We start from the raw sequence: 22,364 nt of genomic DNA, 5'->3' as shown, positions 1-22,364 counted from the left end.
CGACACCCCGGGTCACCACGTGGCACGCCGCCCGTGACCCGCCCGGCTGCCGATATCGCGATCGGACGGGCGGGCGTAGCGTGGAATCGAGGGCCGTGCCGGGTCCGGAGCGGCCGTGGCCGGCGCCGGGCCGGGAAAATCGGCGAGCACCGGGGGCCGGAGAAGCGGCGGTCAGCAGCGGGGCGGGAGAAGCGGCGGTCGGTAAATGGGACTCTCTGCGAGGCGCTCACCTCCACGGTGCCCGCGCGGCGCCCGTCGACCGGAGCCCGACGACGCGCCGAGCCGCCACCGATGACGCCCGGAGGCCGTGAGGAGACCTCGGTCCCGGGGGGTGCGGCGGTTCCGGCAGGCCCCGGGCCACGGAACGCGCCGGGATCCGCGCCTGCGCATCTGCTCGACCTTCTGGACCAGGCCCTGGTGTGGTGCGAGGCGTCCGGGGCGGTGAGCGGTTTCAACCGTCCCGCGGCCCGGCTCTTCCCGCGCCTACGGGTGGGCGAGGTGCTGGGAGCGGCCGCCGGGCCCCTGGCAACGGCCTTCGCCCGGGGCGAGGCGCATTTCGACGCCTCCTTCGGGGGCCGCAGGCTCGTAGGGCGCCGGGAGACCTGCGAGGGCCACATGGTGTGGCTGGTGAGCGACCTCGGGGCCCGGGGGGATCGCGAGGACGCGTCGTGCGAGAGCCCGCCGAACGATGCCGACACCGCACGCGGCGATGCGGGCACGAAACGCGGAGATGCGGGCACCTCACGAACCGACGCGGACGCCCCGCGCGAGCGCGCCGTCACCCTGCGGGAGTGCCAGGTCACCCTGAAGGCCGAGCGCGAGCACTCGGCCTTCCTGGAGCGCGCGGGAGCGCAGCTGGGCGGCTCCCTGCACCACGGCCGGACGGTCCGCACCCTGGCCCGGAGCGTGCTGCCCCTCCCGGTGGACGCGGCGGTCGTCGTGCTGCCCGTACACGGCCGGCGCAGCTCCTGGCACCGAGCCGGGCCGGGCGAGGCCGAGGCTTCCGGACAGCTGCCGACGGAGGTCCTGGACCGTGTGCCGCCGATCGACGACGCCCTGTCCGGCCTGAGCCCCGGGGCTGGCCCCTTCCCCGCGGACGAGCTGCGCGACCTCACCGATGTCCTGCCGCCCCACCTGACACACGGTGGCCAGGCACTCGTGCTGCCGCTCTCCGGGAGCGGCGTCTCGGCCGGGGCGCTGCTCCTGATCCGCGTTCCGGAGCGGCAGGGCTTCGCCGGTCCTGACATCGACCTGGCGCGGCAGTACGCCGCCCGAGCCGGACTCGCGCTCGCCACCGCCGACCTCTACTCCCAGCAGGCGCAGACCACCGCCGTCCTCCGGGCGAACCTGGAGCCCCGTCCGCTGCCCGCCGTCGACGGCGTCGGCCTGGGTGCCGCCTACCGGCCCTCCGCCCAGGCCCTCCGCATCAGCGGCGACTTCTACGACGTGGCGCCGCGCCCCGACGGAGGAGTGTCGTTCTTCTTCGGAGACGTGTGCGGCAAGGGCGCGGAGGCCGCGGTGCTCGCCGGCCTGGTCCAGCAGAGCCTGCGCACTCTCGCACTGACGGACACCGCCCCCGTACGGGACCTCCACCTGCTCAACGACGTGCTCCTCGGCGACGAGAGCCGCTTCACGACGCTCGTCACTGGCACCGCCCGCCCCGCCCCGGATCACGGCCTGACGGTGGTGACCGCGGGCGGCGGGCACCTCCCCCCACTGATCCTGCGCCGCGACGGCCGCGTCGAAGAGGTCACGATCGACGGCACGGTGGTCGGCATCCTGCCCGACCCGTCCTTCGACCTGACCACCTCCCGGCTCGCCCCGGGTGAGCTGATGCTGCTCTACAGCGACGGCGTCACCGAGGCCCGCGGCGGACCGAGCGGCTACGCGCTGTACGGCGACGAACGGCTGGCCCGCGCCCTGGCCGAGTGCCAGGGCATGCCGGCCGGTGCGGTCGCCGAGCGGGTCGAGCTCCTCAGCGCCCAGTGGCTGGGCGGCCGCCCCCACGACGACATCGCCGTACTGGCCCTCCAGGCCCCGCCACGGCCCCACCCGGCACAGGACGTCCCGTGAGCCCCGCGATCACCGACGACGACCGAGCCGCCTTCGAGCGCCACGTGACGCGCGGCGACGAGTCCGCCGCCGCCGGTCTGGCCGTGCGCCTGGTGGAGGAGGGCGTGAGCGCCGAGGACGTGCTGCTCGACCTGGTGGGGCCCGCGCAGGTGGCGGTCGGCGCCCGGTGGGCGGCCGGCGAATGGACGGTGGCCCAGGAGCACGCCGCCACCCACGTCAGCGAGCAGGCGGTCGCGGCCGTGAGCGCCGTCACCGCGGCCGTCGCCGACAGCCCTCGCGCCCATGGAACGGCGGGCGGCGTTCTGGTCGCCTGCAGCGACGGTGAATGGCACGTCCTACCGGCTCGGATCCTGTCCGAGGTCCTCCGGCTGCGCGGCCATGACGTCCGGTTCCTCGGCGGTCACGTCCCCGAGGCCCGGCTGGTCTCCGAACTCCACCAGACCGGACCCGACCTGGTGGCCCTGTCGTGCACCCTCCCCATGCGCCTCCCGCTCGCGCACCGCCTGATCCAGGCTTGTCGACCGGTGGGCGTCCCCGTCCTCGCAGGCGGAGCCGGATTCGGTCCCGACGGCGCCTGGGCCCGCGCCCTGGGAGCGGACCTCTACGCCGCCGACGCCCCCACGGCCGACGAGTTGCTCCGCCGCCGGTGGCCCCCGCCGCTGACCGGCCGGCCCTCGATCGCCCCCGCCTGCGCCGAGGCGTACGCCCAGTTCGTCCGCCGCCGCTCCGAGCTCTTGCACCGCGTCGTCGCCCGCCTGCACGCGCGCCACCCCGTGCTCCGCGACCCCACCGACCAGGAGTACGACGCCACCACCGCCAACCTGAGCCATCTGCTGGACTCCCTCGCCGCGGCCGTCTTCGTCGACGACACCCGGCTGTTCACCGACTTCCTCTCCTTCGCCCTGGCCTTTCTCACCGCCCGCTCCCTCCCGTCCGACCGCCTCGTCACGGTCCTGGAGACTCTCGCCGAACTGCTGCGTGACGCACCGCTGTTCATGCGGCAACTCGATACGGGGCGGCGATGGCTGACGGAGAATGCCTGACGGCACATCAACCCGACCTCGACGTCCGACGACGACCCATCCCGGAGGGCGGGCCGCCGACCCTGGATCTCGCGCCTTTCTTCAAAAGCGCTGACACGCTCACGGCCGCCGGCATTAGAATCCCGGCCAGGGGATCCAATGGCCGGGGGGTCGGGATCCGGGGTCGTAAATGGGGGAATGGGCCACGCATGATGCGGGACAGGTCGTACCACCGATACGAAAGAATTCGCATCATCGAGGAGTGGAGCCGCACCGGCGTATTGACGGAACGCAGGCTGCTGCCCATCGAGGAGCAGTTCCGGGAGCGTCTGGACGGAACGGGAGCCCGGCTCTTCATGCCGGTGAGCCTCAGCTACTCCGACGATTCCTGGTACAACACCCAGATCTCCTACCTGTTGGAAGCCTACGATGCGCTGCCCAACCGTCCCGACATCGCCTTCGACTCGACCTGGAAAGTATTCGAATCGACGGCCACCAGGACGGCCCGGAATCTTTCGGGAAAGCCGCTCAACATCACCGAGGCCCTGAAGTACCTGAGTGAGCATGTCGCGCTGGACGGAGCGGCCCTGGACAGCCTCCTCGGTGAGCTCCCCGTTCAGACCTGCGAGTACCTCTTCAAGAAGATCGTCACCCATGTGTCAGGTGAGAACGGGAGAAAGACCAGAGGAAGGCTGACGGGAGGCAACGACCGCAATGATGCGACCGGCGAGAGGATCAAGGATTTCCTCACGCTCGTCGAAGGGAAGTACCTTCCGGCAGCCGACCTGGATGCCAATCGAAAAGGCGCCATGCTGCTCCGCCGGGCGCTCGCCGGTGAAACGCTGAGCATCGACGGAACCGAGGTGGCGCTTCCCGAGAAGGCTCGTCTGCGCATTCTCATGAGCGGTCTTCTCTACACCGCGAGGAACGAGCGCACGCACGGCGAAGCGTTTTCGCCCTTCTACAGCAGCGCGGCGACCCTCAGGACGTACACGCACCCGCACTACCTGTTCCTGTCGACCTATGCGTTGGTCCACCTCATGTGGTCCCGTAGCGGCGAGCCGTTCAGCCCACCGGAAAAGACCGTGGAGCAAAACGTCATCGACAACTTCAGCGAGGCAAGGGAACTGTACGGCCGGCACTGGACACGTTGACATCCCGCGCCCGCCGCCCCGCTCTCACCGTCGACCGGATTCGGGAACGACGGCCTCGCCCCCCTGGTTTACGGCGTGCAGGACGGCGGCATGCAGCGTTTCCAGCCTGCCCGGCTCCAGGGGAGCCGGGCTGCCGGTGAGCGTGTACCACTCCTCGGCGCCGGTGTACTGGATGCGCACCGCCGCTAGGCCGTCGGGCTGGAGGATGGTGGCGACGGTGAGGTCGCCCGTGATGACGCCGACCTCGTCGGTCATCGCTCCGCCCGGCCCGGCGGTCGCCGTGCCGACGCATCGCCGAGGTGCTTCGGGCATCAGGCGCAGGTGTCGAGCATCGTGACGAGCTTGTCCGCCTCCGGCCGCGTCACCGACAGGGCGTAGAGGTGTTTGACGTCGGTCCATGCACGCGCGTAGGTGCACCAGTAGTCGCGGTTCGGCGGACTCCACTGGTCGGGCGACTGATCGCCCTTGCTCCTGTTGGAGCCGGCGGACACGGCGATGAGCTGCGCATGCTGCAGATCGTTGGCGAACTCCGTGCGCCGGGCCGTCGTCCAGCTGTCCGCCCCCGACCGCCACGCGTTGGCCAAGGGCACCATGTGGTCGATGTCCACCTGCGACGCCGAGGTCAGGGTCCGGTTGTCGTAATGGCTGTGCCAGGTGCCGGATACGGCCCGGCACTGGGCGTCCCGCGTGACGTTCTGACCGTCCCGCTTCAGCACGGTCTCCCGGGTGTCGCAGTAGTTGCCCTGCTGGATCCAGTGGGGGAACTTCGCCCGCGAGTAGCCGTCCATCGAGTGCGGTGGCTCGACGGTCAGGTCCGCGAGCTCGGAGCGGGCGACATCCGCCGACGGCGGTTCGGGCATCTCGACGGGCGCCGAGGCCGCCGGAGTGGAGGTGACCGGGCCGAGAACTGAGGCCAGAGCGAGAGCGACGACAGCACACAGCCGCCGGGCGCGAGTGGGGATCATGCGTCAGGAATATCCGACATTCTGCCCGGAACGGGGCACCGTGCTCCAGGTGGCGGCGTGTCACCCAGGGCGGCGCCGGGGCCCGAGCGCGATGTCTTGCGGCGCTCGGCCGGAAAATGCCGGGCGGACGGATCGTGGCGGGCGGCACTCTGGAGCCATGACGCGCTGGAAGCTCTACGGCAACTGGAAGGCCGATCTCGCCGGTCTCACCGTCGAGCAGCTACGCGAGCGCAGAGCCATCGCGGCCCGGCGCGCCCAGGACGCCGTGGCGCGGCGCGCGGGCCGCAACCCCAAGGCTGCAACCCCAAGGCCGCCCGCGATTGGCGCGAGAAGCTGCGCGCAGTCGAGGACGAACTCCTGAAACGCGGAGTCGAAGGCACGTAGTCACGAGCAAGGTCGTCCAGGCGGCCCACAGCCCGCTCTCGCCAACTGGTCGACATTGGAGCCTTCATGATCGTCAGTCAACTCGTGAATTCAATGGCACCCGCCCTCGGGTGTCGTTAAGGTGAGGGCGCTTGCTGCGGTGGCTGTCTGCTGCCGCTGAAGCCCTATGGAGAACAGGAGGTGTGACCAATGGCTGTCTCTGTGAAGGGCGTTGCCCGCAACCAGACGTTCGTTCGCTCCACCTCCGCGGTGTCCGGCTGACCACTGCAGTCTCTGCGCGCCCGTGAGCGCGCCGCCGGATCCGCCCTTGTGAAGGGCTTCTCTTGATCCTCTCTTCTCCCTCGTCTTCCTCCGTCTCGCCGCACCCGCTCGCCTCCTATGGCTGGGACGAGAGCCGGGAAGCCGAGTTTTCCCCCCACGCCGAGCAGGGCCTTCTGCCCGGCCGCGTCCTACGCGTCGACCGCGGACTCTGTGACGTCGTCACGCCGTACGGCACCGTGCGCGCCGACACCGAGTACGTCGCTCCCCGGGATCCGATGATGGCCGTGTGCACAGGGGACTGGGTCGCGGTCGATGCCGAGGGCAGCGGCCGGCGGTATGTACGGACGCTGCTGCCGCGGCGCACCGCGTTCGTGCGGTCGGCGTCGTCCAAGCACTCCAAGGGCCAGGTGCTGGCCACGAACATCGATCACGTCATCATCTGCGTCTCGCTCGCTGCCGAACTCGACCTCGCACGCATCGAGCGGTTCCTGGCGCTCGCCATGTCCTGCTCGAACGGCGAGGCACTGCTCAACGGCACGACCGACTCCCAGGAGTCAGGGGTGCAGCCCCTCGTCGTGCTGACCAAGGCGGATCTCGTACCGGATGCGGTGACGCTGTCGCATCTCCTCCAGGACGTGGAGACCGCGGCGCCCGGGGTGCCGGCGCTGCCGGTCAGCGCGCAGACCGGGAACGGACTCGACGTCCTTGCCGCGGTCGCCTCCGGGGGGACCTCGGTGTTGCTCGGGCAGTCCGGCGCCGGCAAGTCGACGCTCGCGAACGCGATGGTCGGGGAGGACGTCATGGATGTGCAGGCCACCCGTGACGTGGACGGCAAGGGGCGTCATACGACGACCACGCGCAACCTGCTCGTCCTTCCGGGCGGGGGCGTCCTGATCGACACCCCCGGGCTCCGGGGCGTCGGCCTCTACGACGCCGAAAGCGGGGTCGGCCAGGTGTTCTCGGAGATCGAGGAGCTGGCAGGGCGCTGCCGCTTCCACGACTGCGGGCACGAAAGCGAGCCGGGTTGCGCGGTGCTCGCCGCGATCGACTCCGGGGAGCTGGCCGAGCGGCGTCTGGAGAGCTACCGCAAGCTCAAGCGTGAGAACCAGTGGATCGTCGCCAAGACCGATGTGCGGGTGCAGGCGGAGCTCCGGCAGGACTGGAAGCGCAAGAAGGCGCAGGGTCAGGCCGTCATGGAGGCGAAGCGGGGGCGTTGGCGTTAGCGACGCGCCGGCCTCGCAATGACCGCTCCGGGGAGCTGCCCAAGCTCCCCGGACGGACCGGGATCCGTCGTCCGACGCCGCCACGGCGGTGGCCGGGGCGGCGGTGGCCGGGGCGGTAGAGGTCGGCGCGGGACGTCAACTCACATCGATGCCGTACTCCTGGACCAGTTCCTCCAAGCCTCCTTGGTAGCCCTTGCCTCCGGTGACGAACTCCCAGCCAAGCCCCAGAACTCTCCGCGGGCTGAGGCCAGGAGGGGGCCGGTTGCTCAAGCCTTGGCATTACGGAGGCAGCGGAACATGCCGCACCGGAGCCATCGGGGGGGGAGGGTTGGAACGGTGCCGAAGGCTCGTCGACTCCCGTACCCGGGCCCGACCGGTAGCCGGCGATTCGCGAGTGGGGCGGGCGGAATGCGGGCCGCTGCACTGTGTGCTGCGACGTCGCCAAGGACCGGACAGGCCCCGCCCCCCTACGTGCCGTATGCGCGCCCGCGAAGGCGGAAGCCCTGCCGCGCGCTGGGGCGGCAGGCTTCCGGCCTGCTGTTTTGCTGTGCCCCCGGCAGGATTCGAACCTGCGACACCCGCTTTAGGAGAGCGGTGCTCTATCCCCTGAGCTACGGAGGCGGGGATCTGTCGGAAAACGTGTCGGAAAATCGGTCGAGGTAGACACGATGATCCAGAGCGGCTTGCCAACAGCGAGCGGAGGCCTGGCTGTGAAGCCGGGCCACCGCGGCCAGTGTAGCGGGTGGTGCTTGATCCGCATTCGGCTCTATGGCACCTGGCGCTCCCAGGCGTGGGCGGCAGGGGGCAGAACACGGCGGTATGAAGCCGATCAAGACACAGGGCCGGAGTTGCTGAGCAAGGTGCCTCGCTCGTGGGCCCTGGATGGCCTGCCGTTCGACGTCGTTGGACGGTATCTCGACGAGTCCGGGGATGAGCTTCGCGCTCGTGCTGCTACCGCACCGGAGCAACCGTCGCATGGGTGCAGCCTCGGGCCTCCGAGGGGACGGTAGGCGTCGAGGCGGCAAGAGAATGCTCTCGCCCTCGGGGCCATGCTTCACACCTCGTCGATCTAGGGCATCGACGAAGCGCGGTAGGCCGTACCACCCGCCATCCTGGCCGAGCCGGCGGTAAACCGTATGCTCGTACCTTCTCCGCAGATTTCAACGCGAATTTTGGAGTCACGAGTGCGCTCCATTTCGACGTTGTGCGTGGGCGCGTACAGCCAGCCGACGATATCGAGATCCTGCAGGTCGACGAATGTTAGGTAAAAGCCAAAGTTGTCAAACTTTTTCTCTCCCCATTCTGGAATCTGCTTGTCCGGGAGGCGCTGGAGGTTGACCCCAAGTGTGAGCTGCGTTCCCCGTTCATCGATCTGCATGGAGGGAAGATCGCAGTAACTCAGGTCGGGTGATGATTCAAAGAATCGGGTGGCGAGTTCAGAATTCTCCAGAAATCCGATCCAATTATTCTTAGAATCTTTCATAATATACCTCTGCTTCGGCGCCGGGGACGGAGTCGTACTTCAGTCTGTCCATTCTCCCGACGTAGTAATGCTTTTCTCGATCAGGCCCTTCAGCGGGAGCCCGAAAGGCGCTGATTCTTCCCACCGTCAGGGAGTCGCTGCTGGTGAACGACAGGTTGGTTTGACCGCTCAGGACATCCACTTTGATGCGCCGCTTCTCAAGGGGATCCATTTGTACATCTGCCACCACTGGTGGTTCCCACCGACGCATTGAGAAGTCTTCGACGGCCAGGAATCGTACATGGCACTGAAGGCGGTCACATCCTTGATCCGTCCACTCAGGCAGTGGACGGTCAGGGAATGCGGGCAGGTCCAATCGAAGGATGATTGTGGGCCCGTGCTGACTGAGGTGAATGGACCTCAATGTGACTTGGGCAAGCGGAGGGATTTTTGAATAATGCTCGCGCAGCTTATCCGTAGAGCTGAGGAGGTCTTCCCAGTTTTGGATCATATGGATAGTGTTCCTCGCATCCGTCGTAGACGCCGTTCCGGCGCGATTCAGGAGTATCTGCAGGCCTGATGTGCACATGCGGGGGCTGATAACCCTCTTCGCCTGGATTCCGATGCCCCGTATAATGATCCTGGAATACTACCTCGTCGCCCCGATCAGTGAGATGTAGCTCCGCTGGGAACATGATCGGATTGTAGTCGTCATCAAGAATCTGCTTATTTCCCTGCCAGGGCGGGGTAGTATATGGGTCCAGCCACGCGTCGTAGGGCTCTGCCCCTTCAGGGATACCGGCATCACGGAATGCCTTTCGCCTGGCCTCCTCAAAGCTGCGCTCCTCGTCCGGACACTCAAGACCCAGAGGGTCGGCCCACGAAAGCGGGTTGATTACGTATGCGTAATGATTGGGCGCAGGAGCAAGACCGAGCGGATCCGGACTCAGGTATGAAGCGGTTTCGGGTGAGTAATAGCGGAAATAATTGTATCTCAGTCCGGACTCGTCGTCATGGTACTGGCCTGGAAAGCGCAGCGGGCAATCCACCTCGCCGCCAGCCGGAGAGAGCGTTGCTCCCCAAACGGTCGTGCGGTGGTGCCAGGCTGTTCGTCCATCGCGAGTGACCAATTCGCTGGGTGTGCCAACCAGGTCGGTGACAACTGCGTAGAAGCGGGTGTCGTAATCCGCCTGGGTGACGGTCTGCGCGATGGGCTTCCTGGCGCGGGCAAGGTAGTCCCACGTAGTCACCTGGCCGGTTGTATCGACCTGTTCCACCAGGGTTGTGCCATCCCAGGTGAAGGAGGTCTGCTCGACCACCGTCAACCCATCGGGCGAGAGACGCTGCTTTCTGGTGCGTCGGCCCAAGGGGTCGTACTGATAGCGCCAACGACTGCCGTCCGGAGTCGTCAGACCGGTCAATTGGTCGTCAGCGCTCCACGTGTACGTCCAAATCCGTGTTTGCCCGTTGAGCAACCGACGGGTGTGCCTGACGACGCGCCCCTCCGCGTCATGTTCATAGGTGTTGCGGCCGGCACGTTGGACGAGCGTCCCCGTGTACTGGCGGTCGCCATTTGCTTCGCTACCAGTGGGGGTGGTCGAGTGGATGAGGTTTCCTGCAGCGTCGTACGCGTAGGTTTCCTTCCACCCGTCGGCATGTACGCCGGTTATTCGACCGGTGTCGTCAAGCTCGTATGCGCGGTGGACGCCTCCGTCGTTGACGGAGGTCACATGGCCGTCTGCACGGTGGGTGTAGGTGCGGTGCAGCAGTTCTTCGCCGTCGGCGGCAGTGATCACCTGGGCGCTGAGATGGCCCGTCGCGTCCCAGTCATGGGCCAGTTCGAGTCCCGGCCCGAGGGATCGCTTGATCTCACGGCCTGCTGGGTCGTAGGTGAAGGAGATACTGCCCGCCGCTGAAGTCAGCTTCGTGGGACGGGCGCGGGCGTCATACGTCCACTCGGACACCGCCCCACCAGGTGTCCGACGCGCGACGCGGTGGCCGAGCAGGTTGTATGCGTATGTGGTGGTGCGGCCGTCGGAGGTGCCCGCGAGAGTGCGGCCAAGGGCATCCCGCTCGAAGCTTATGCGCGCATCCGGGTTCTCGGCGTGGGTGAGTCGACCCGCTGCGTCGTAGGAGAAGGTAGTGCGCGCTCCGGAGTCCAGAAGCCTTTCGCGAACACGGCCGAGCGAATCACGGTGGTATTCCACGGACTGGCCCATGCCGTTGACGCGTGACGTGAGTTGTCCAGCTGCGTCATGACGGTACCCAAGAGACCGGCCATTGAAGTCGGTCTCGGCGATGAGGCGACCCGCCGGATCGTACTCGTAACTCCACGTGCCCCCGTGCGGAGTAGTGACTCCGATGAGCCGTAGCTCCGTGTCATAGGTGAACTCATGGCGAACACCATCCGGCCCGGTGCGGGCCGCGGTGAGATTGAGCTGTGTGGATTCGAATCTGGTCTCACCGCCCAACGCATTCCGGTGGGTAAGGAGATTTCCTTCAGCATCCCAGGTCCAGTATTCACTGGTGCCGTCAGGCGAGGTGCGAGACTTGAGTTTTCCTTCCTCAGTCCACTCCATGCGTGTGGTGTTGCCGAGGTGATCGGTGACGGCGGATACTCGGCCAAAGGAGTCACGAGTGCAACGGGTGGTGCCTCCGAGCGGATCGGTGCTGCTGAGGAGGAGACCGGCTGCATTAGTGGTGACCGTTGTTCTGTTGCCAAGCGCGTCACTTACGGCAGTAAGGTGACCGTACTCATCATAAGAATAAGTAGTCGTCGCGCCGACTGGGTCAATGATTTGCGTTCGATTCCCTCGATGGTCATATGCGTATTTCCAAGTGGCTCCATCGGGAGCGACGCTGACCAGTATTTTTCGGAAATCGTTGAATGTGGCGGTTGCGCGTGTTCCGTCTGCGCGCGTGACGGCAGCAACGTTGCCGTCAACGTCATGCTCGTAGCGGAGGGTGCGGCCCAGCGGGTCGGTGCGGCAAACCAGCCGGTCATACCGGTCCCACTCGGATATGGTGGAATTTCCGAGTGGGTCGGTCTCCCGGATTACTTGACCGAATTCATTGTACTCGTACGTCGTGCTGCACCCGAGAGAATCAGTATAGATCGTTGTCCGCTGCGCGTCATTGTAGGTGAGCGAGCAGGACAAGAATCCGTCCGGACCGATACCACGACTTACGCGCCCACGGCGATCATGGACGAAGCGGTACCCGAAGTCCTTACGGTCGGTCCAGGAAGTGACTCTTCCCTCGTCGTCGTAGGTGAACCGAAATGGCCGCTCAGAAGACCTGTATACCTCGGTGAGATTTCCCGATGGATCGTAGGCGAAGCGCATCAGCGGGGTGCCGGCGCTCGGATCGTCAGCATCCACTAGGTGAAGGGCTGTGATGCGATCATTTCGAGTGGTTACTCCGACTCGGTATCCGCCACTGTGCCTGATCTCGTGCGGCTCGCCGTTATCGCGCCTCAGTAGATCTACGCGTTGGCCGTTGCAGTTCTCCAGTGACCTCAGAGGTAGTTGGTAGGCCGGTCCGACAGCAGACCAACTCTGTTCAGGAGCCACGAAGAGGCGACATATACCGGTCACCGGATCAGTGATCTTAAAGCGGTTCTTCTGGACGATGTCCCACTCAAGAGGCCAGCGCGGCCCTTCCAACGGGAAGACTTCGCCGCCGGGTTCGGGAACGGGGTAGACGAGGAGCATCCCGTCCTCGGACGCGAACACCGCACCGTCCTCATCAATCTCCAGACGCTCGTCAAGAGTTGAGGCCCAAGACCGGCCGAACCAATGGCCTGATCGGTATGAAGACAGATGCGTCCGACGCAGTATGAGAGACAACTGGCCGAGAAGGGCTACGTCCAGCTGGCTCATCACCATCTCACCGGTGACCATGTCGATCGGATCGCCATTTACGCAACGACCATGGGTCGGGGTGGCGTGGTCGCGGGGCTCTCCCGCGCCCTTGCGCAGCGAAACGGGGCGAGAATGTTCACGGCCTTTGGCGGGCTCCTTGCTGCCCACCGCCTGCCTGAGCCCGCCGCCAGGGCTTTTGGGGTCGTTCTTGCCGTCCTTGCCGATGCCTTTGAAGTGGTCGGCCAGGCCCTTGTCGTTGTCGTGGTGGTTCTTGGCCATCTGTTTGACGCCGCGGGTCATGTTGTCGTCGAGGTGTTTGGCGGTCTTCTTGACACCGTCCTCGATGCCTTCGATGACCTTGTCGAGCATCGTGTTCGCCGCGTCAGCGATGGCGTCCTTGCCGCGGGTGCGGCCGTGGTGGCTCTTGGCCCGGCCGATTTTGTTGCCGGCCTTGTTGCGGAACGTGCCGCCCGCGCTCTGCAAGCCGGTGACGGCCTTGTCGTGCTCCTCCTTGTCGAAGCTGAACCCGCCACCGCCATCGGCACTGCTGCTGCCGCCCCCGCCGCTGCTGCTCGAGCCGCCACCGCCACCACGGCGGCCTCCTGCGCTGAGCAGCTCCATCGGGTTCTCGGCCGCCGACTTCGCGGAGTCCTTCGCGTCCTGGACCCCCTGGCCGAAGCCCTCCCTACCCGCCTTCGCGGTCTGCCCCAGGTCCACGCCGTCCTGGACACCCAGAGCATTGGCGCCGAGCTGGACGACCAGATCGCCGACCATCGCGCCGAGGGCCTCCTCGACGGGAGTGAGCGCCATGCTGATGACCTGTTCGGCAACTGCCTGACAAGCTTCCTTGAACAGGCGCTTGACGATTACGCGGGTGGCCTGGGTCGCGGCCAGCGCGCCGACTTCGGACAGGCCGAGGGTGAAGGGAGCAGCGGCCTGCGCAGCGATCACTTCTGCTGCGAGGATGCCGAGTTGGACGAGAGCGCCGATTTTGGCGCCCTCGATCAGGACCGCGACCCCGTCCATGGCGGTGGCCGCCATCCGCCCGCAGTCGGCAAGCCCCTGGAGGTGCTTGCCGTTGATCTTGCCCCAGTGCGCGTTCAGCGCCTCGATCGCCAGCGAGCCGCCCGCCGAACCCACCAGGCCCTGGACGGCGGTGTGCGCTTCGTTCCTGCCTTCGTCGATGTCGGCGGCGAACTCCCGCATGGCCGTTGCCATCTCGCGGTAGTCGTCCTCATCCACATTCGGCCACGACACACCAATGATGTCGAGTACCTCATCCGCCCACCCGGGCAGCACAACACCCACGAGAAAAACGCCCCCGTCAACAACATGTAGAAGTCTCTGGTGGGACGCTCTCACCTGGAGAAACGAATCATCAAGTTGCATTCGAGCCGTGTCACGCGCGAAACCGCTTCGCAGGTCGCGCTCGCGAGCCGAGGGGCGGTGTTCCGATATCAATTGCGCTGTATGCGGCCCTCGTTCAGTTGGCAAGGTGCGCCCAGCGCCGTGAGCGCCATGGAGTGCTCGAAGCCCTTCGGCTCAGGGGCTGAGGGGTCGCCCGTCTGCCGCACTCCTCTTCCCGCTCAAGCTGTAAACCTGCCTATAGCGGAAGTGCGAGGCCAAGCTTCCCGGCTTCCTGAGTCGCTGAGCGATCCATTCGGAAGGCGGCTCCGGCGCCTCGGGCGAGACCTCACTGCCAGGCAAGGGGAAGCCACTACGCCACCGGTGTGCCCACCACGTGCAACCCCAACGGGCCCAAGGGTGCCGCTGGGGTTTGGTGGGCAACGCATCCCGGCAGTCGCGTGCCGGTAGGCACTTGGCCGTGCGGTTGGCGCGGGCCCGGGCGCGTCCTGCGAGCAGGGCGTGCGGGTGTCGGGTGCCGGCTCGCGGAGCTGACGAACAGCGTTCCGGCTGACAGGGTGGGCGGAGTGTCAGCCGCCGATGTGCCAGCTGATGGTGCCGTCGGTGGTGACGAGGGTGAGGAGGATGGCCAGGTCGATGGCGCCGAGGGTCATGCCCAGGATGGCGCGGCCGCGGCGGTTGGTGTGGTGGGCAAGGGCGAGGCCGCCGAAGATCAGGGCGCAGGGGCCCAGGACGATGTTGCCCACCAGGGTGCCGAGGAGGCCGAAGATGAAGGAGGCCACGGCCATGCCGTCGGCGCGTGAGCGGGACGGCTGCGCGGCGGTGGTCTGCTGCGCGGCCCGGTCCTGTGCGGCGTCGGTCGTGGGGTCCTCGGCCGGAGCCTGCGCGAGGTCCTGAGCCGGGTCCTGTGCGCGGTCCTTCGCCGGGGCCTTCGGGGTGGCCGGTGTGGTTGTCGGCTCTTGGGTGCCCGTGGTGCCCGTGGTGCCCGTGGCGTCGCGCTCGGCGTGGGGCTTGGTGAGGGTGTTCATCGGGTGGTCCCTCCAACCTTGTGGCGGTGTTCGCGGATGGCGAAGATCAGCAGCCAGCCGGCGATGGCGGCGGCCGCGGCGAGGGCTACGGGGACCGGGAGGTGTGCCGCGGTGCCCAGCAGTACCCCCAGTAGGAGCAGGGCTGCGACGAGGAAGAGCATGATCTGCCTTTCCAATTCAGAGGACAGTTGTTCACTCAGTTATCGAGTCTACGGCCGCCCACGAGTGGATGTGGTCGGAGAACGGTTGTTTACTGGATGACATGAGTCACACCCTTGGGGTCCGGCAGGCCCAGAAGCAGAAAACCCGTCAGGCGCTGCTCGACGCGGCGCTCGGCCTGTTGGAGGAACAGAGCCTGAGCAGCCTGGGGTTGCGGGAGGTCACGCGCATGGTGGGCATCGCCCCGACGGCGTTCTACCGGCACTTCCGGGATCTCGGTGAGCTGGGAGTCGCGCTGGTCGAGGAGGCGTTGGGCAGTCTGCATGTGATGGTGCGCGCGATCCTCGCCGAGCAGGCGGCGGCCGAGGAGCGGATAGACCGTACGGTCGCGGTCGTGGAGCGGCATGTGCGTGAACACCCTGCTCATGTGCGGTTCGTGGCGCGCGAGCGGCACGGCGGGGTGCGGGCGGTCCGGCTGGCCATCGCGGACGAACTGGAGCGGTTCGCGGCCGAGGTGGCGGCCGCGCTCAAGACGCAGCCGGTGTCGGAAGGGTGGACCGATGAGGACATCCGGATGCTGGCCGAGCTGTATGTGGACCGGCTGGTGACGACGGCAGCGGAGCTGCTCGACGCCGAGGACGCCGCGGCACTCGCCGCCGCCGCTGAAGGGGCGGAAGCGAAGGAAGGGGCCGCCGAGCCCGATGGGACCGAGAGGGAGGAGGGCGGTGCGGAGGCTCGTGTGGGCCGCGACGGCGCGCCTGTGACGGTCGAGGGGCAGCGCGAGCGTGTCGTACGGGTCGCGCGTCAACAGCTGCGGTTGATCAGTATCGGTCGCCGCCACTGGCGGGAGCAGGGGCGGGAGCGGCACGACGAGGGGGAGTGAGCTGCCGGCCTATGTGCGGGCCGGGGTTACGCGTATGCGGTAGGTGCCGTCGGGGTTTTCGGTGAGGACGGAGACGGCTGCGCCGCTCTTGGGGTCGCTGTAGGTGGTGCCGGGGCGGAACGTGGCATCGGTCAGCTCGGCGTTGACGTACTTGTCCTTGGCGAAGCAGCCGCCGCTGTGCGGTGTGGCGTCCACGACGCGCAGGGGGCCCCGGCCGGAGGCGACGTGGGCGGCGACGCGGTAGACGAGGACGCCGGGTCGGCAGACCGACGGGTCGAGGGGGCCGCGGGTGCGGGCCTCGACGACGAGGGCGGTGCGCGGGGAGGTCGGTATCACGACGATCTTGGTGCCACCGCGGGCGGGCGTCGGCGTCAGGACGTGCTCGGTGGGCGTGCCGTGCCGCGGGGCGCAGCGCACCTGGCCGGCGGAGAGCCAGCCGAGCTTCCACTTGTGCCAGCCGAGGAAGTCGTTGGTCGGTCCCCAGTCCTCGTCCATCGGATCCCAGTGGCCGACCGCAGGCGAGGAGCTGCGGCCCTCGGTGTAGTAGAGGTCGGGGAGCCCGAAGGAGTGCGCGTTCTCGTGGTTGAGGACGCGGAAGGCGCTGTCACCGGTCTGCCGGCTCCAGATGAAGGACGCGTTCCGGAACGGCACGCCGTCGGCCGTCCGCAGGCCCATGTCGCCGCCGCTGAAGGTGACCGAGAGGACCGTACGGGTCGCGGGCGGGCCCGCGTCGGGCGCGGCGAGGACGTTGATGATGTCGTAGTCGCGGAAGTCGACGGAGCGGTCGACGGCGCGCACGATCTCCCGGGAAAGGGCGTGATAGCCGGTGTCGGACGCCGGGTCGAAGGTGCCGCCGCGGGTGATGCGGTAGGCCGCGAGGGGCCGTGCCATCCGGATCCACTTCAGCAGCGGCTTGGGCCGGTAGTCGAGCTTCCCGTAGGAGCTGGCGCGGAAGTAGTCCGTCGCGGCCGGGAAGAACTCGGCGAAGCGGGCGGCGGGGGATATCTCGGCGCGGGCGTCCGGGAAGTCGATGAAGAGGGTGAGCGCCTTCACCGTGCCGTGCGAGCGGGCGTAGCCGGTGGGGGTGGAGGAGGCTTCGGCGACGTTGTTCTGGATGCCGCGTAGTGCGCACGGCCGGGTGGGCTGCGTACCGACCTCCGGGGGTTTGGCCGCGGCGTTGGGTGGCGAGCCCAGCGCTATGGCGGCGGCCGCGGTGGCCGCGCCGGCGGCCAAGGCCGCGGATATCTTCTGCATCATGCTGATCACCCTGTGTCGCCGGGTGACTGCTCGCGCGCGGGGTTACGTCATCTGGAGTCACGAGGCCGTGCCCGGAGGTCATGGGGAAGGCGGCGGCGCGGGGGGAGAGGCGGCCCGGGCAGGCGGGGCCGAGGGGGCGGCGGCGCTCCAGGTGTCGGGCCGGCGGCGGACGAGGGGGTAGCAGGCCAGGCCGATCACCACGGACGCGAAGTGGCCGACGTCGGTGAAGGAGGGGTGTCCGGTGGCCAGCGGGGCGGTGTAGAGGGCGAGGATCCCGGCGGCGTAGAGGTGGCTCCAAGGGCGGGGGAGACGGTAGGTGAGGACGGCGATGATCCCTGCGAGGGCGTAACTGACCCCTACGTCCAGGGTGTTGACGGCGGAGCGCGGGGCCAGGCCGGCGTCGATGGCGAGTGCCAGCACGCCCTCGCTGAGGTAGGTCGCGCCGATGTGGGCGGTGCCCAGGACGGCCAGCCAGCGTTTGGTGCCGAGCCAGCGCTCGGCGGGGACGTGGAAGACCTGGTAAAGGACGAAGTAGCGCGGCCAGTCGCCGCCGTCGAGCCAGAGCGCGCTGGTGAGCAGCACCCGGCCGGGCGAGAGCAGCAGATTGTGGATGTTGGTCGAGCGGTGCTGCAGGAAGCCTTCGGCGAAGCCCGGGGCCTGCTGGTTCATGACCGCAGAGGTCGCGAGCAGGATCACGAGCCAGGCGTGGGCGCCGGGCGCCCGGCGGACGTATGCCACGGGGCCGGACAACAGGGCCGAGGGCCAGGAGTGTGGCGCCTCGGCGGGGCTGCGGGAGGTCCGGGTGCGTGCTCGGAAAGCGGTCCTGAGGGTGGTCCAGGCGGTGCGAGGGGTGGCGAGCCGGGGCCTTCGGCGCATACGGGATAAATTAGCAACGTCCGCGCGGGAGGGGTGTGGGGGGTACGGCTCGACGGGTGAGGGGCCTCGGGCGCGGCCGCCGGGTGCGTTCAGGTGTGGCCGTCGGGTGCGGTCGGCCGTGGGTGATACCTACGGGTGACGGCTGGAGGCGACGCTTGCCGGCGGCCCCTGGCAGGCATCGCGTACGGGCGGCGGTTGCGAGCACTGTGGACGTGCAGTGCCGTACAGGTGCCGTGCACGCGGTGCGTTCAGGTTCAGCTCGCGGGCACATATATGTGACGCAGGTCACATATGCTCGCGAAATATCCGGGGAGGGTCTCCCCGTTTAACGAGACGTCGGTGCGAAACGGGGAACAGGTCCCCGGTTCGTTCCGGTGTCGTGGCGGCCGTCCCGCCGACCGCGACCGACCGTCTTGACCCGCGCGGTCCGCCGTAAGGCCCAAGACGCCCGAGAAGTGAGAGGAGTGCCGCCGTGACCGCCACCGACAGTCGCACGAAGTCCCCGCAGCCGCGTCTGCGGGCCGATGCCCTGCGCAACCGGGAGCGGATCATCGCGGCCGCCCGCCAGACGATGGTCGAGTTCGGGGCCGAGGTGTCGCTCGATGAAATCGCTCGACGGGCCGGGGTCGGCAATGCGACCCTCTACCGTCACTTCCCGGATCGCCTGGAGCTGATCCATCACGTCACGCTCTCCGTCATGTCCCGCACCGCGGACTGCGCGGAGACCGCCCTTGCCGAGGAGCCCGATGCCTTTCAAGCGCTGAGGCGCTTCGTCCATGCCGCGGTGGAGGAGCGCATCGGTGCCCTGTGCCCGCTGCTCTCCGACGGTGTGGATCTCGACCATCCCGAACTCCGCGCGGCCCGCGGGCGCCTGGAGACGGCCATCGAGGCCGTCATGGGTGCCGCGCGCGACAGCGGCCAACTGCGTACCGACATCGCCGTCGGTGACCTGATGGTCGCGCTCACCCAGCTCACCCGCCCGCTGCCGGGCAGTGGCTGTATCGACTTCGACAAGTTCGTGCACCGGCATCTGCAGCTGTTCCTGGACGGCCTGCTGGCGCCCGCGCGCTCCGAACTCCCCGGCGCCGCGGCCACCCTGGAAGACCTCAGGCACCGGTCATGAGCTGAACCCCGGCTCTTCCGCCCGCCTGCCCAACAGGCCGTCGCTCGCGCTGCTTCGGCCGCCCGGCCGTCCCCGGCCCCCGGCCGTCGGCTCATCCGGTCGTACCGGCCTCACCAGACCCGAACGTCCCAACTCTCCGTCGCTCACGTCCCGTTATTCGCTCACCGCACCACTAGGTGGACCCAGCCATGCCTGAAACAGCCCCGTACGTCGATCCCCGGCGCTGGAAAGCGCTCATATTCATCGCCCTCGCGCAGCTCATGGTCGTCCTCGACGCGACCATCGTGAACATCGCGCTGCCCTCCGCCCAGGCCGACCTGGGCATCACCGACGCCAACCGGCAGTGGGTCATCACCGCCTACGCCCTCGCCTTCGGCGGTCTGCTGCTCTTCGGTGGGCGCATCGCCGACCTGTGGGGGCGCAAGCGCACCTTCATCATCGGACTGGTCGGGTTCGCCCTCGCCTCGGCGATCGGCGGCGCCGCGGCGAACCAGGGGATGCTGCTGGGCGCGCGTGCGCTGCAGGGCGTCTTCGGCGCGCTGCTGGCGCCGGCCGCGCTCTCGCTGCTCGCGGTGACCTTCACCGAGGCCAGGGAGCGCGCCAAGGCGTTCGGCATCTTCGGTGCGATCGCCGGTGGCGGCGGCGCCGTGGGGCTGATCCTCGGTGGTGTGCTGACCGAGTACATGAACTGGCGCTGGACGTTCTTCGTCAACATCCCGTTCGCCGTGGTCGCCGCGACCGGCGCGGTCCTGGTCATCCGCGAGCCCTCGGAGAGCCGTAACCCCTCCCGCCTGGACGTCCCCGGCGTCATCCTGGCCACGCTCGGTCTGGTCTCGCTGGTGTACGGGTTCACCCGCGCCGAGTCCGACGGCTGGCTGGCCGTCCCGACCCTGGGCCTGTTCGTCGCGGCCGCCGTGCTGCTGCTGGCGTTCGTGCTCGTCGAGTCCAAGGTGAAGGCGCCGCTGCTGCCGCTGCGGGTGGTCGCCGAGCGGAACCGCGCCGGCGTCTACGCCTCGCTGGGCCTGGCCATCATCGGCATGTTCGGTCTGTTCCTCTTCCTGACCTACTACCTGCAGATCGTGAAGGGCTACACCCCGGTCGTCACCGGCCTGGCCTTCCTCCCGATGATCGTGGGCATGATCGTCGGCTCGACGCAGATCGGCGCCCGGCTGATGACCCGGGTCCGGCCGCGACTGCTGATGGCGCCCGGCTTCCTGACCGCCGCCCTCGGCATGCTGGTGCTGACCCGGATCGACCTGGACACGTCCTACCCGGCGCTGATCCTGCCCGGCTTCCTGCTGCTGGGGCTCGGCATGGGTACGGCCTTCATGCCGGCCATGTCGCTGGCCACGCACGGCGTCCAGCCGCGTGACGCCGGTGTCGCGTCCGCGATGGTCAACACCTCGCAGCAGGTCGGCGGGGCCATCGGTACGGCGCTGCTGAACACCATCGCGGCGAGTGCCACCACTGCGTACGCCACGTCGCACGCCGCTGGTGCGCGCTCCCTGGATCTGCTCAAGCTCCAGTCGATGGTGCACGGCTACGCCACCGCCATCTGGTGGGCCGTCGGCATTCTCGTCCTGGCGGCGGTCATCGCCTTCACCTTCATCAACACCGGCCACCAGGGCGGCAGTTCGGCCGTCGGATCCTCGGGTGACGGCGAGGCCGCGGCCGAGGGCGACGAGGTCCGGATGCCGGTCATGGCGCACTGAGTTCTTCCGCGGGACGGCGGCGCCGTGGGTGTTCCCGTACCGTCCGTCGGCCCGTGGAAACCCGGGACGCGAAAGGCGTCGGCCTCCCCGGCTCCCCTGGTACCTCCGATACGTCGGAGGCGTCAGCGGAGCCAGGGCAGGTCGGCGCCTTTCGGCTGCAGGCCGTCGGCCATCACCCGGCAGATCTCGGCGAGTTGGCCGACCTGCTCGGGGGAGAGGCGGTCGAACATGGCGGCCCGGACGGCGGCGACGTGACCGGGGGCGGCCTTTTCCAGGACCCGCAGTCCCTCGTCCGTGAGGTGGGCGTTCTGGCCCCGCTTGTCGGATGGGCAGTCCTCGCGGCGCACCCAGCCGTTCTTCTCCAGGCGGGCGATGGCGTGCGAGAGCCGGGAGCGGGTGATCTTGGCGTTCTGGGCCAGCTCGGTCATCCGCAGGCGGCGCCGCGGGGCGCGGGAGAGCTGGACGAGCAGGCCGTAATAGACGTGCGGCATCCCGGCGTCGCGTTGCAGCTGGCGGTCGAGGTGGTCCTCCAGGAGCGTGGAGGCGTGGAGGTAGGACTGCCAGGCGTACTGCTCCTCGTCGCTGAGCCAGCGGGGCTCGGCTGCGGGTTCGTTGCTCATAGCATCCATTCTCTCACCGTCCGCCCAGTTATTGAAGATTTAACAAAGGGTGGGCTATGGTGGAGGTGTTGCTTGAAGTTTCAAGCAAGCTGCCCAGCGGGGTTTCCCGCAGACACCTCGCCGAATGCGACGTTGTGGAGTTGCCATGTCCGTGATGCCGGCCCTCTACCTCAGCCACGGCGCACCGCCGCTCGCCGACGACCCGCTGTGGCCCGGGCAGCTCGCGGCCTGGGCCGCCGAGCTGCCCCGCCCCCAAGCCGTGCTCATCGTGTCCGCGCACTGGGAGGAGGCCCCGCTCGCGCTCGGCGCCACGGAGACGGTGCCGCTCGTGTACGACTTCTGGGGCTTTCCCGAGCACTACTACACCGTCCGCTACGCCGCCCCCGGCGCTCCCCGCCTCGCCGACCGCATCCGAAGGACACTGCGCACCGCCGGTACACCCGTGCAGGACATCCCCGACCGCGGGCTCGACCACGGCGCGTACGTCCCGCTGGTCGAGATGTTCCCGGCCGCCGACATCCCCGTGCTCCAGATCTCGATGCCCACCCTCGACCCGCGCCGGCTGTACGAGATCGGCCGCAAGCTGGCGCCACTGCGCGAGGAGGGGGTACTGATCGTCGGCAGCGGCTTCTTCACCCACAATCTGGCGGCGCTGCGGCACCGCGGTGACGGCCCGCCCGCCTGGTCGGCGGAGTTCGACGAGTGGGGACAGCGGGCGCTGGCGGCCCAGGACCTCGACGTGCTGTTCGACTTCGCCCACAAGGCCCCGGCCGGGCAGCTCGCCCATCCGCGCACCGAACACTTCGCGCCGCTCTTCGTGACGCTGGGAGCCGCCGACGCCCAGGGGCAGCTGGACAGCGGGCGCAGCGTGATCGACGGCTTCTGGATGGGGCTGGCCAAGCGCTCCATGCAGTTCGGGTAGGTGGTGCGGCCG

20 protein-coding genes and 1 tRNA gene are annotated in these 22,364 nt (G+C 68.2%); 9 read left to right on the top strand and 12 right to left on the bottom strand.

Translation table 11 applies throughout. The features are described 5' to 3' along the window. Positions 1–441: 441 nt before the first annotated feature. The 3 genes from ACGFZW_RS10025 to ACGFZW_RS10015 are packed head-to-tail and all read left to right on the top strand — an operon-like array spanning position 442 to position 4,249. Positions 442–2,073 carry a PP2C family protein-serine/threonine phosphatase gene (locus ACGFZW_RS10025; RefSeq protein ID WP_393892579.1) on the top strand — a complete coding sequence of 544 codons (1,632 nt, stop codon included), beginning with the start codon at positions 442–444 and terminating at the stop codon, positions 2,071–2,073. Next, the gene (locus ACGFZW_RS10020; protein WP_393892578.1) at positions 2,070–3,116 is read left to right on the top strand and encodes a B12-binding domain-containing protein; all 1,047 of its coding nucleotides are present in this window, start codon (positions 2,070–2,072) and stop codon (positions 3,114–3,116) included. The genes ACGFZW_RS10025 and ACGFZW_RS10020 overlap by 4 nt, the downstream gene beginning before the upstream one ends. After that, a complete protein-coding gene (locus ACGFZW_RS10015) occupies positions 3,095–4,249 on the top strand; it encodes a hypothetical protein (RefSeq protein ID WP_393892577.1) in 1,155 nt (384 codons plus the stop codon). Before ACGFZW_RS10020 ends, ACGFZW_RS10015 begins: the two co-directional genes overlap by 22 nt. 24 nt (positions 4,250–4,273) lie before the next feature. Here ACGFZW_RS10015 and ACGFZW_RS10010 read toward each other — a convergent pair whose 3' ends face one another. Together ACGFZW_RS10010 and ACGFZW_RS10005 are read right to left on the bottom strand one after the other, a co-directional pair. Next, positions 4,274–4,504 carry a hypothetical protein gene (locus tag ACGFZW_RS10010; RefSeq protein ID WP_393892576.1) on the bottom strand — a complete coding sequence of 77 codons (231 nt, stop codon included), beginning with the start codon at positions 4,502–4,504 and terminating at the stop codon, positions 4,274–4,276. A gap of 56 nt (positions 4,505–4,560) precedes the next feature. Then, positions 4,561–5,214, bottom strand: coding sequence for an HNH endonuclease family protein (locus ACGFZW_RS10005; RefSeq protein WP_393892575.1), 654 nt, complete (start codon positions 5,212–5,214; stop codon positions 4,561–4,563). A 157-nt stretch (positions 5,215–5,371) separates the two neighbouring features. On the opposite strand from ACGFZW_RS10005, the gene ACGFZW_RS10000 reads away from it, so the two are divergent. Continuing rightward, positions 5,372–5,575, top strand: a complete 204-nt coding sequence (locus ACGFZW_RS10000; RefSeq protein WP_393892574.1) for a hypothetical protein — start codon at positions 5,372–5,374, stop codon at positions 5,573–5,575. Positions 5,576–5,921: 346 nt separating this feature from the next. Continuing rightward, positions 5,922–7,082: a ribosome small subunit-dependent GTPase A gene (gene rsgA / locus ACGFZW_RS09995; protein ID WP_393892573.1), complete on the top strand. Its 1,161-nt coding sequence runs from the start codon at positions 5,922–5,924 to the stop codon at positions 7,080–7,082. Positions 7,083–7,217: 135 nt separating this feature from the next. Here rsgA and ACGFZW_RS09990 read toward each other — a convergent pair whose 3' ends face one another. The 7 genes from ACGFZW_RS09990 to ACGFZW_RS09960 all read right to left on the bottom strand — a co-directional run bounded on the left by ACGFZW_RS09990 (position 7,218) and on the right by ACGFZW_RS09960 (position 14,976). Then, positions 7,218–7,352 carry a hypothetical protein gene (locus ACGFZW_RS09990; RefSeq protein ID WP_393892859.1) on the bottom strand — a complete coding sequence of 45 codons (135 nt, stop codon included), beginning with the start codon at positions 7,350–7,352 and terminating at the stop codon, positions 7,218–7,220. 278 nt (positions 7,353–7,630) lie between these two features. After that, positions 7,631–7,703: transfer RNA gene (locus ACGFZW_RS09985), tRNA-Arg, on the bottom strand. Between the two features lie 448 nt (positions 7,704–8,151). Further along, complete coding sequence (locus ACGFZW_RS09980) at positions 8,152–8,565, bottom strand: Imm50 family immunity protein (RefSeq protein ID WP_393892572.1); 414 nt, start codon at positions 8,563–8,565, stop codon at positions 8,152–8,154. Then, the gene (locus tag ACGFZW_RS09975) at positions 8,552–9,055 is read right to left on the bottom strand and encodes an Imm50 family immunity protein (RefSeq protein WP_393892571.1); all 504 of its coding nucleotides are present in this window, start codon (positions 9,053–9,055) and stop codon (positions 8,552–8,554) included. The genes ACGFZW_RS09980 and ACGFZW_RS09975 overlap by 14 nt, the downstream gene beginning before the upstream one ends. After that, positions 9,015–13,715 (bottom strand): RHS repeat-associated core domain-containing protein, encoded by a 4,701-nt coding sequence (locus tag ACGFZW_RS09970; RefSeq protein WP_393892570.1) that lies wholly within the window; start codon positions 13,713–13,715, stop codon positions 9,015–9,017. Before ACGFZW_RS09970 ends, ACGFZW_RS09975 begins: the two co-directional genes overlap by 41 nt. Positions 13,716–14,341: 626 nt before the next feature. Then, positions 14,342–14,800 (bottom strand): hypothetical protein, encoded by a 459-nt coding sequence (locus ACGFZW_RS09965; protein ID WP_393892569.1) that lies wholly within the window; start codon positions 14,798–14,800, stop codon positions 14,342–14,344. After that, the gene (locus tag ACGFZW_RS09960) at positions 14,797–14,976 is read right to left on the bottom strand and encodes a hypothetical protein (RefSeq protein WP_393892858.1); all 180 of its coding nucleotides are present in this window, start codon (positions 14,974–14,976) and stop codon (positions 14,797–14,799) included. Before ACGFZW_RS09960 ends, ACGFZW_RS09965 begins: the two co-directional genes overlap by 4 nt. Before the next feature lie 86 nt (positions 14,977–15,062). Here ACGFZW_RS09960 and ACGFZW_RS09955 point away from each other — a divergent pair, with 86 nt between their 5' ends. After that, entirely contained in the window at positions 15,063–15,842 is a 780-nt protein-coding gene (locus tag ACGFZW_RS09955; RefSeq protein WP_393892568.1) for a TetR family transcriptional regulator, read from the top strand. 9 nt (positions 15,843–15,851) lie between these two features. Here the strand turns inward: ACGFZW_RS09955 and ACGFZW_RS09950 are convergent, their stop codons facing one another. Both ACGFZW_RS09950 and ACGFZW_RS09945 read right to left on the bottom strand, forming a co-directional pair. Then, positions 15,852–17,099, bottom strand: a complete 1,248-nt coding sequence (locus tag ACGFZW_RS09950; RefSeq protein WP_393892567.1) for a M6 family metalloprotease domain-containing protein — start codon at positions 17,097–17,099, stop codon at positions 15,852–15,854. Positions 17,100–17,177: 78 nt separating this feature from the next. Further along, the gene (locus tag ACGFZW_RS09945) at positions 17,178–17,975 is read right to left on the bottom strand and encodes a rhomboid-like protein (RefSeq protein ID WP_393892566.1); all 798 of its coding nucleotides are present in this window, start codon (positions 17,973–17,975) and stop codon (positions 17,178–17,180) included. Positions 17,976–18,447: 472 nt separating this feature from the next. Between ACGFZW_RS09945 and ACGFZW_RS09940 the strand changes: the two genes are divergently transcribed. Together ACGFZW_RS09940 and ACGFZW_RS09935 are read left to right on the top strand one after the other, a co-directional pair. Beyond that, positions 18,448–19,098, top strand: a complete 651-nt coding sequence (locus tag ACGFZW_RS09940) for a TetR/AcrR family transcriptional regulator (protein WP_393892565.1) — start codon at positions 18,448–18,450, stop codon at positions 19,096–19,098. A 188-nt stretch (positions 19,099–19,286) separates the two neighbouring features. Beyond that, the gene (locus ACGFZW_RS09935) at positions 19,287–20,810 is read left to right on the top strand and encodes an MFS transporter (protein ID WP_393892564.1); all 1,524 of its coding nucleotides are present in this window, start codon (positions 19,287–19,289) and stop codon (positions 20,808–20,810) included. Positions 20,811–20,932: 122 nt separating this feature from the next. On the opposite strand, the gene ACGFZW_RS09930 is transcribed toward ACGFZW_RS09935, so the two are convergent. Beyond that, entirely contained in the window at positions 20,933–21,430 is a 498-nt protein-coding gene (locus ACGFZW_RS09930; protein ID WP_393892563.1) for a MarR family winged helix-turn-helix transcriptional regulator, read from the bottom strand. A 154-nt stretch (positions 21,431–21,584) separates the two neighbouring features. Between ACGFZW_RS09930 and ACGFZW_RS09925 the strand changes: the two genes are divergently transcribed. Further along, on the top strand, positions 21,585–22,352 hold the full coding sequence (locus ACGFZW_RS09925) for a dioxygenase (RefSeq protein WP_393892835.1): 768 nt from the start codon (positions 21,585–21,587) through the stop codon (positions 22,350–22,352). Positions 22,353–22,364 lie beyond the last annotated feature (12 nt).

Origin of the sequence: Streptomyces sp. NPDC048248, assembly GCF_043201875.1 — a bacterium.
Lineage (GTDB): Bacteria > Actinomycetota > Actinomycetes > Streptomycetales > Streptomycetaceae > Streptomyces.
The sequence above is the reverse complement of the archived record's forward strand: the minus strand, read 5'-3'. Positions and strand labels throughout refer to the sequence as shown.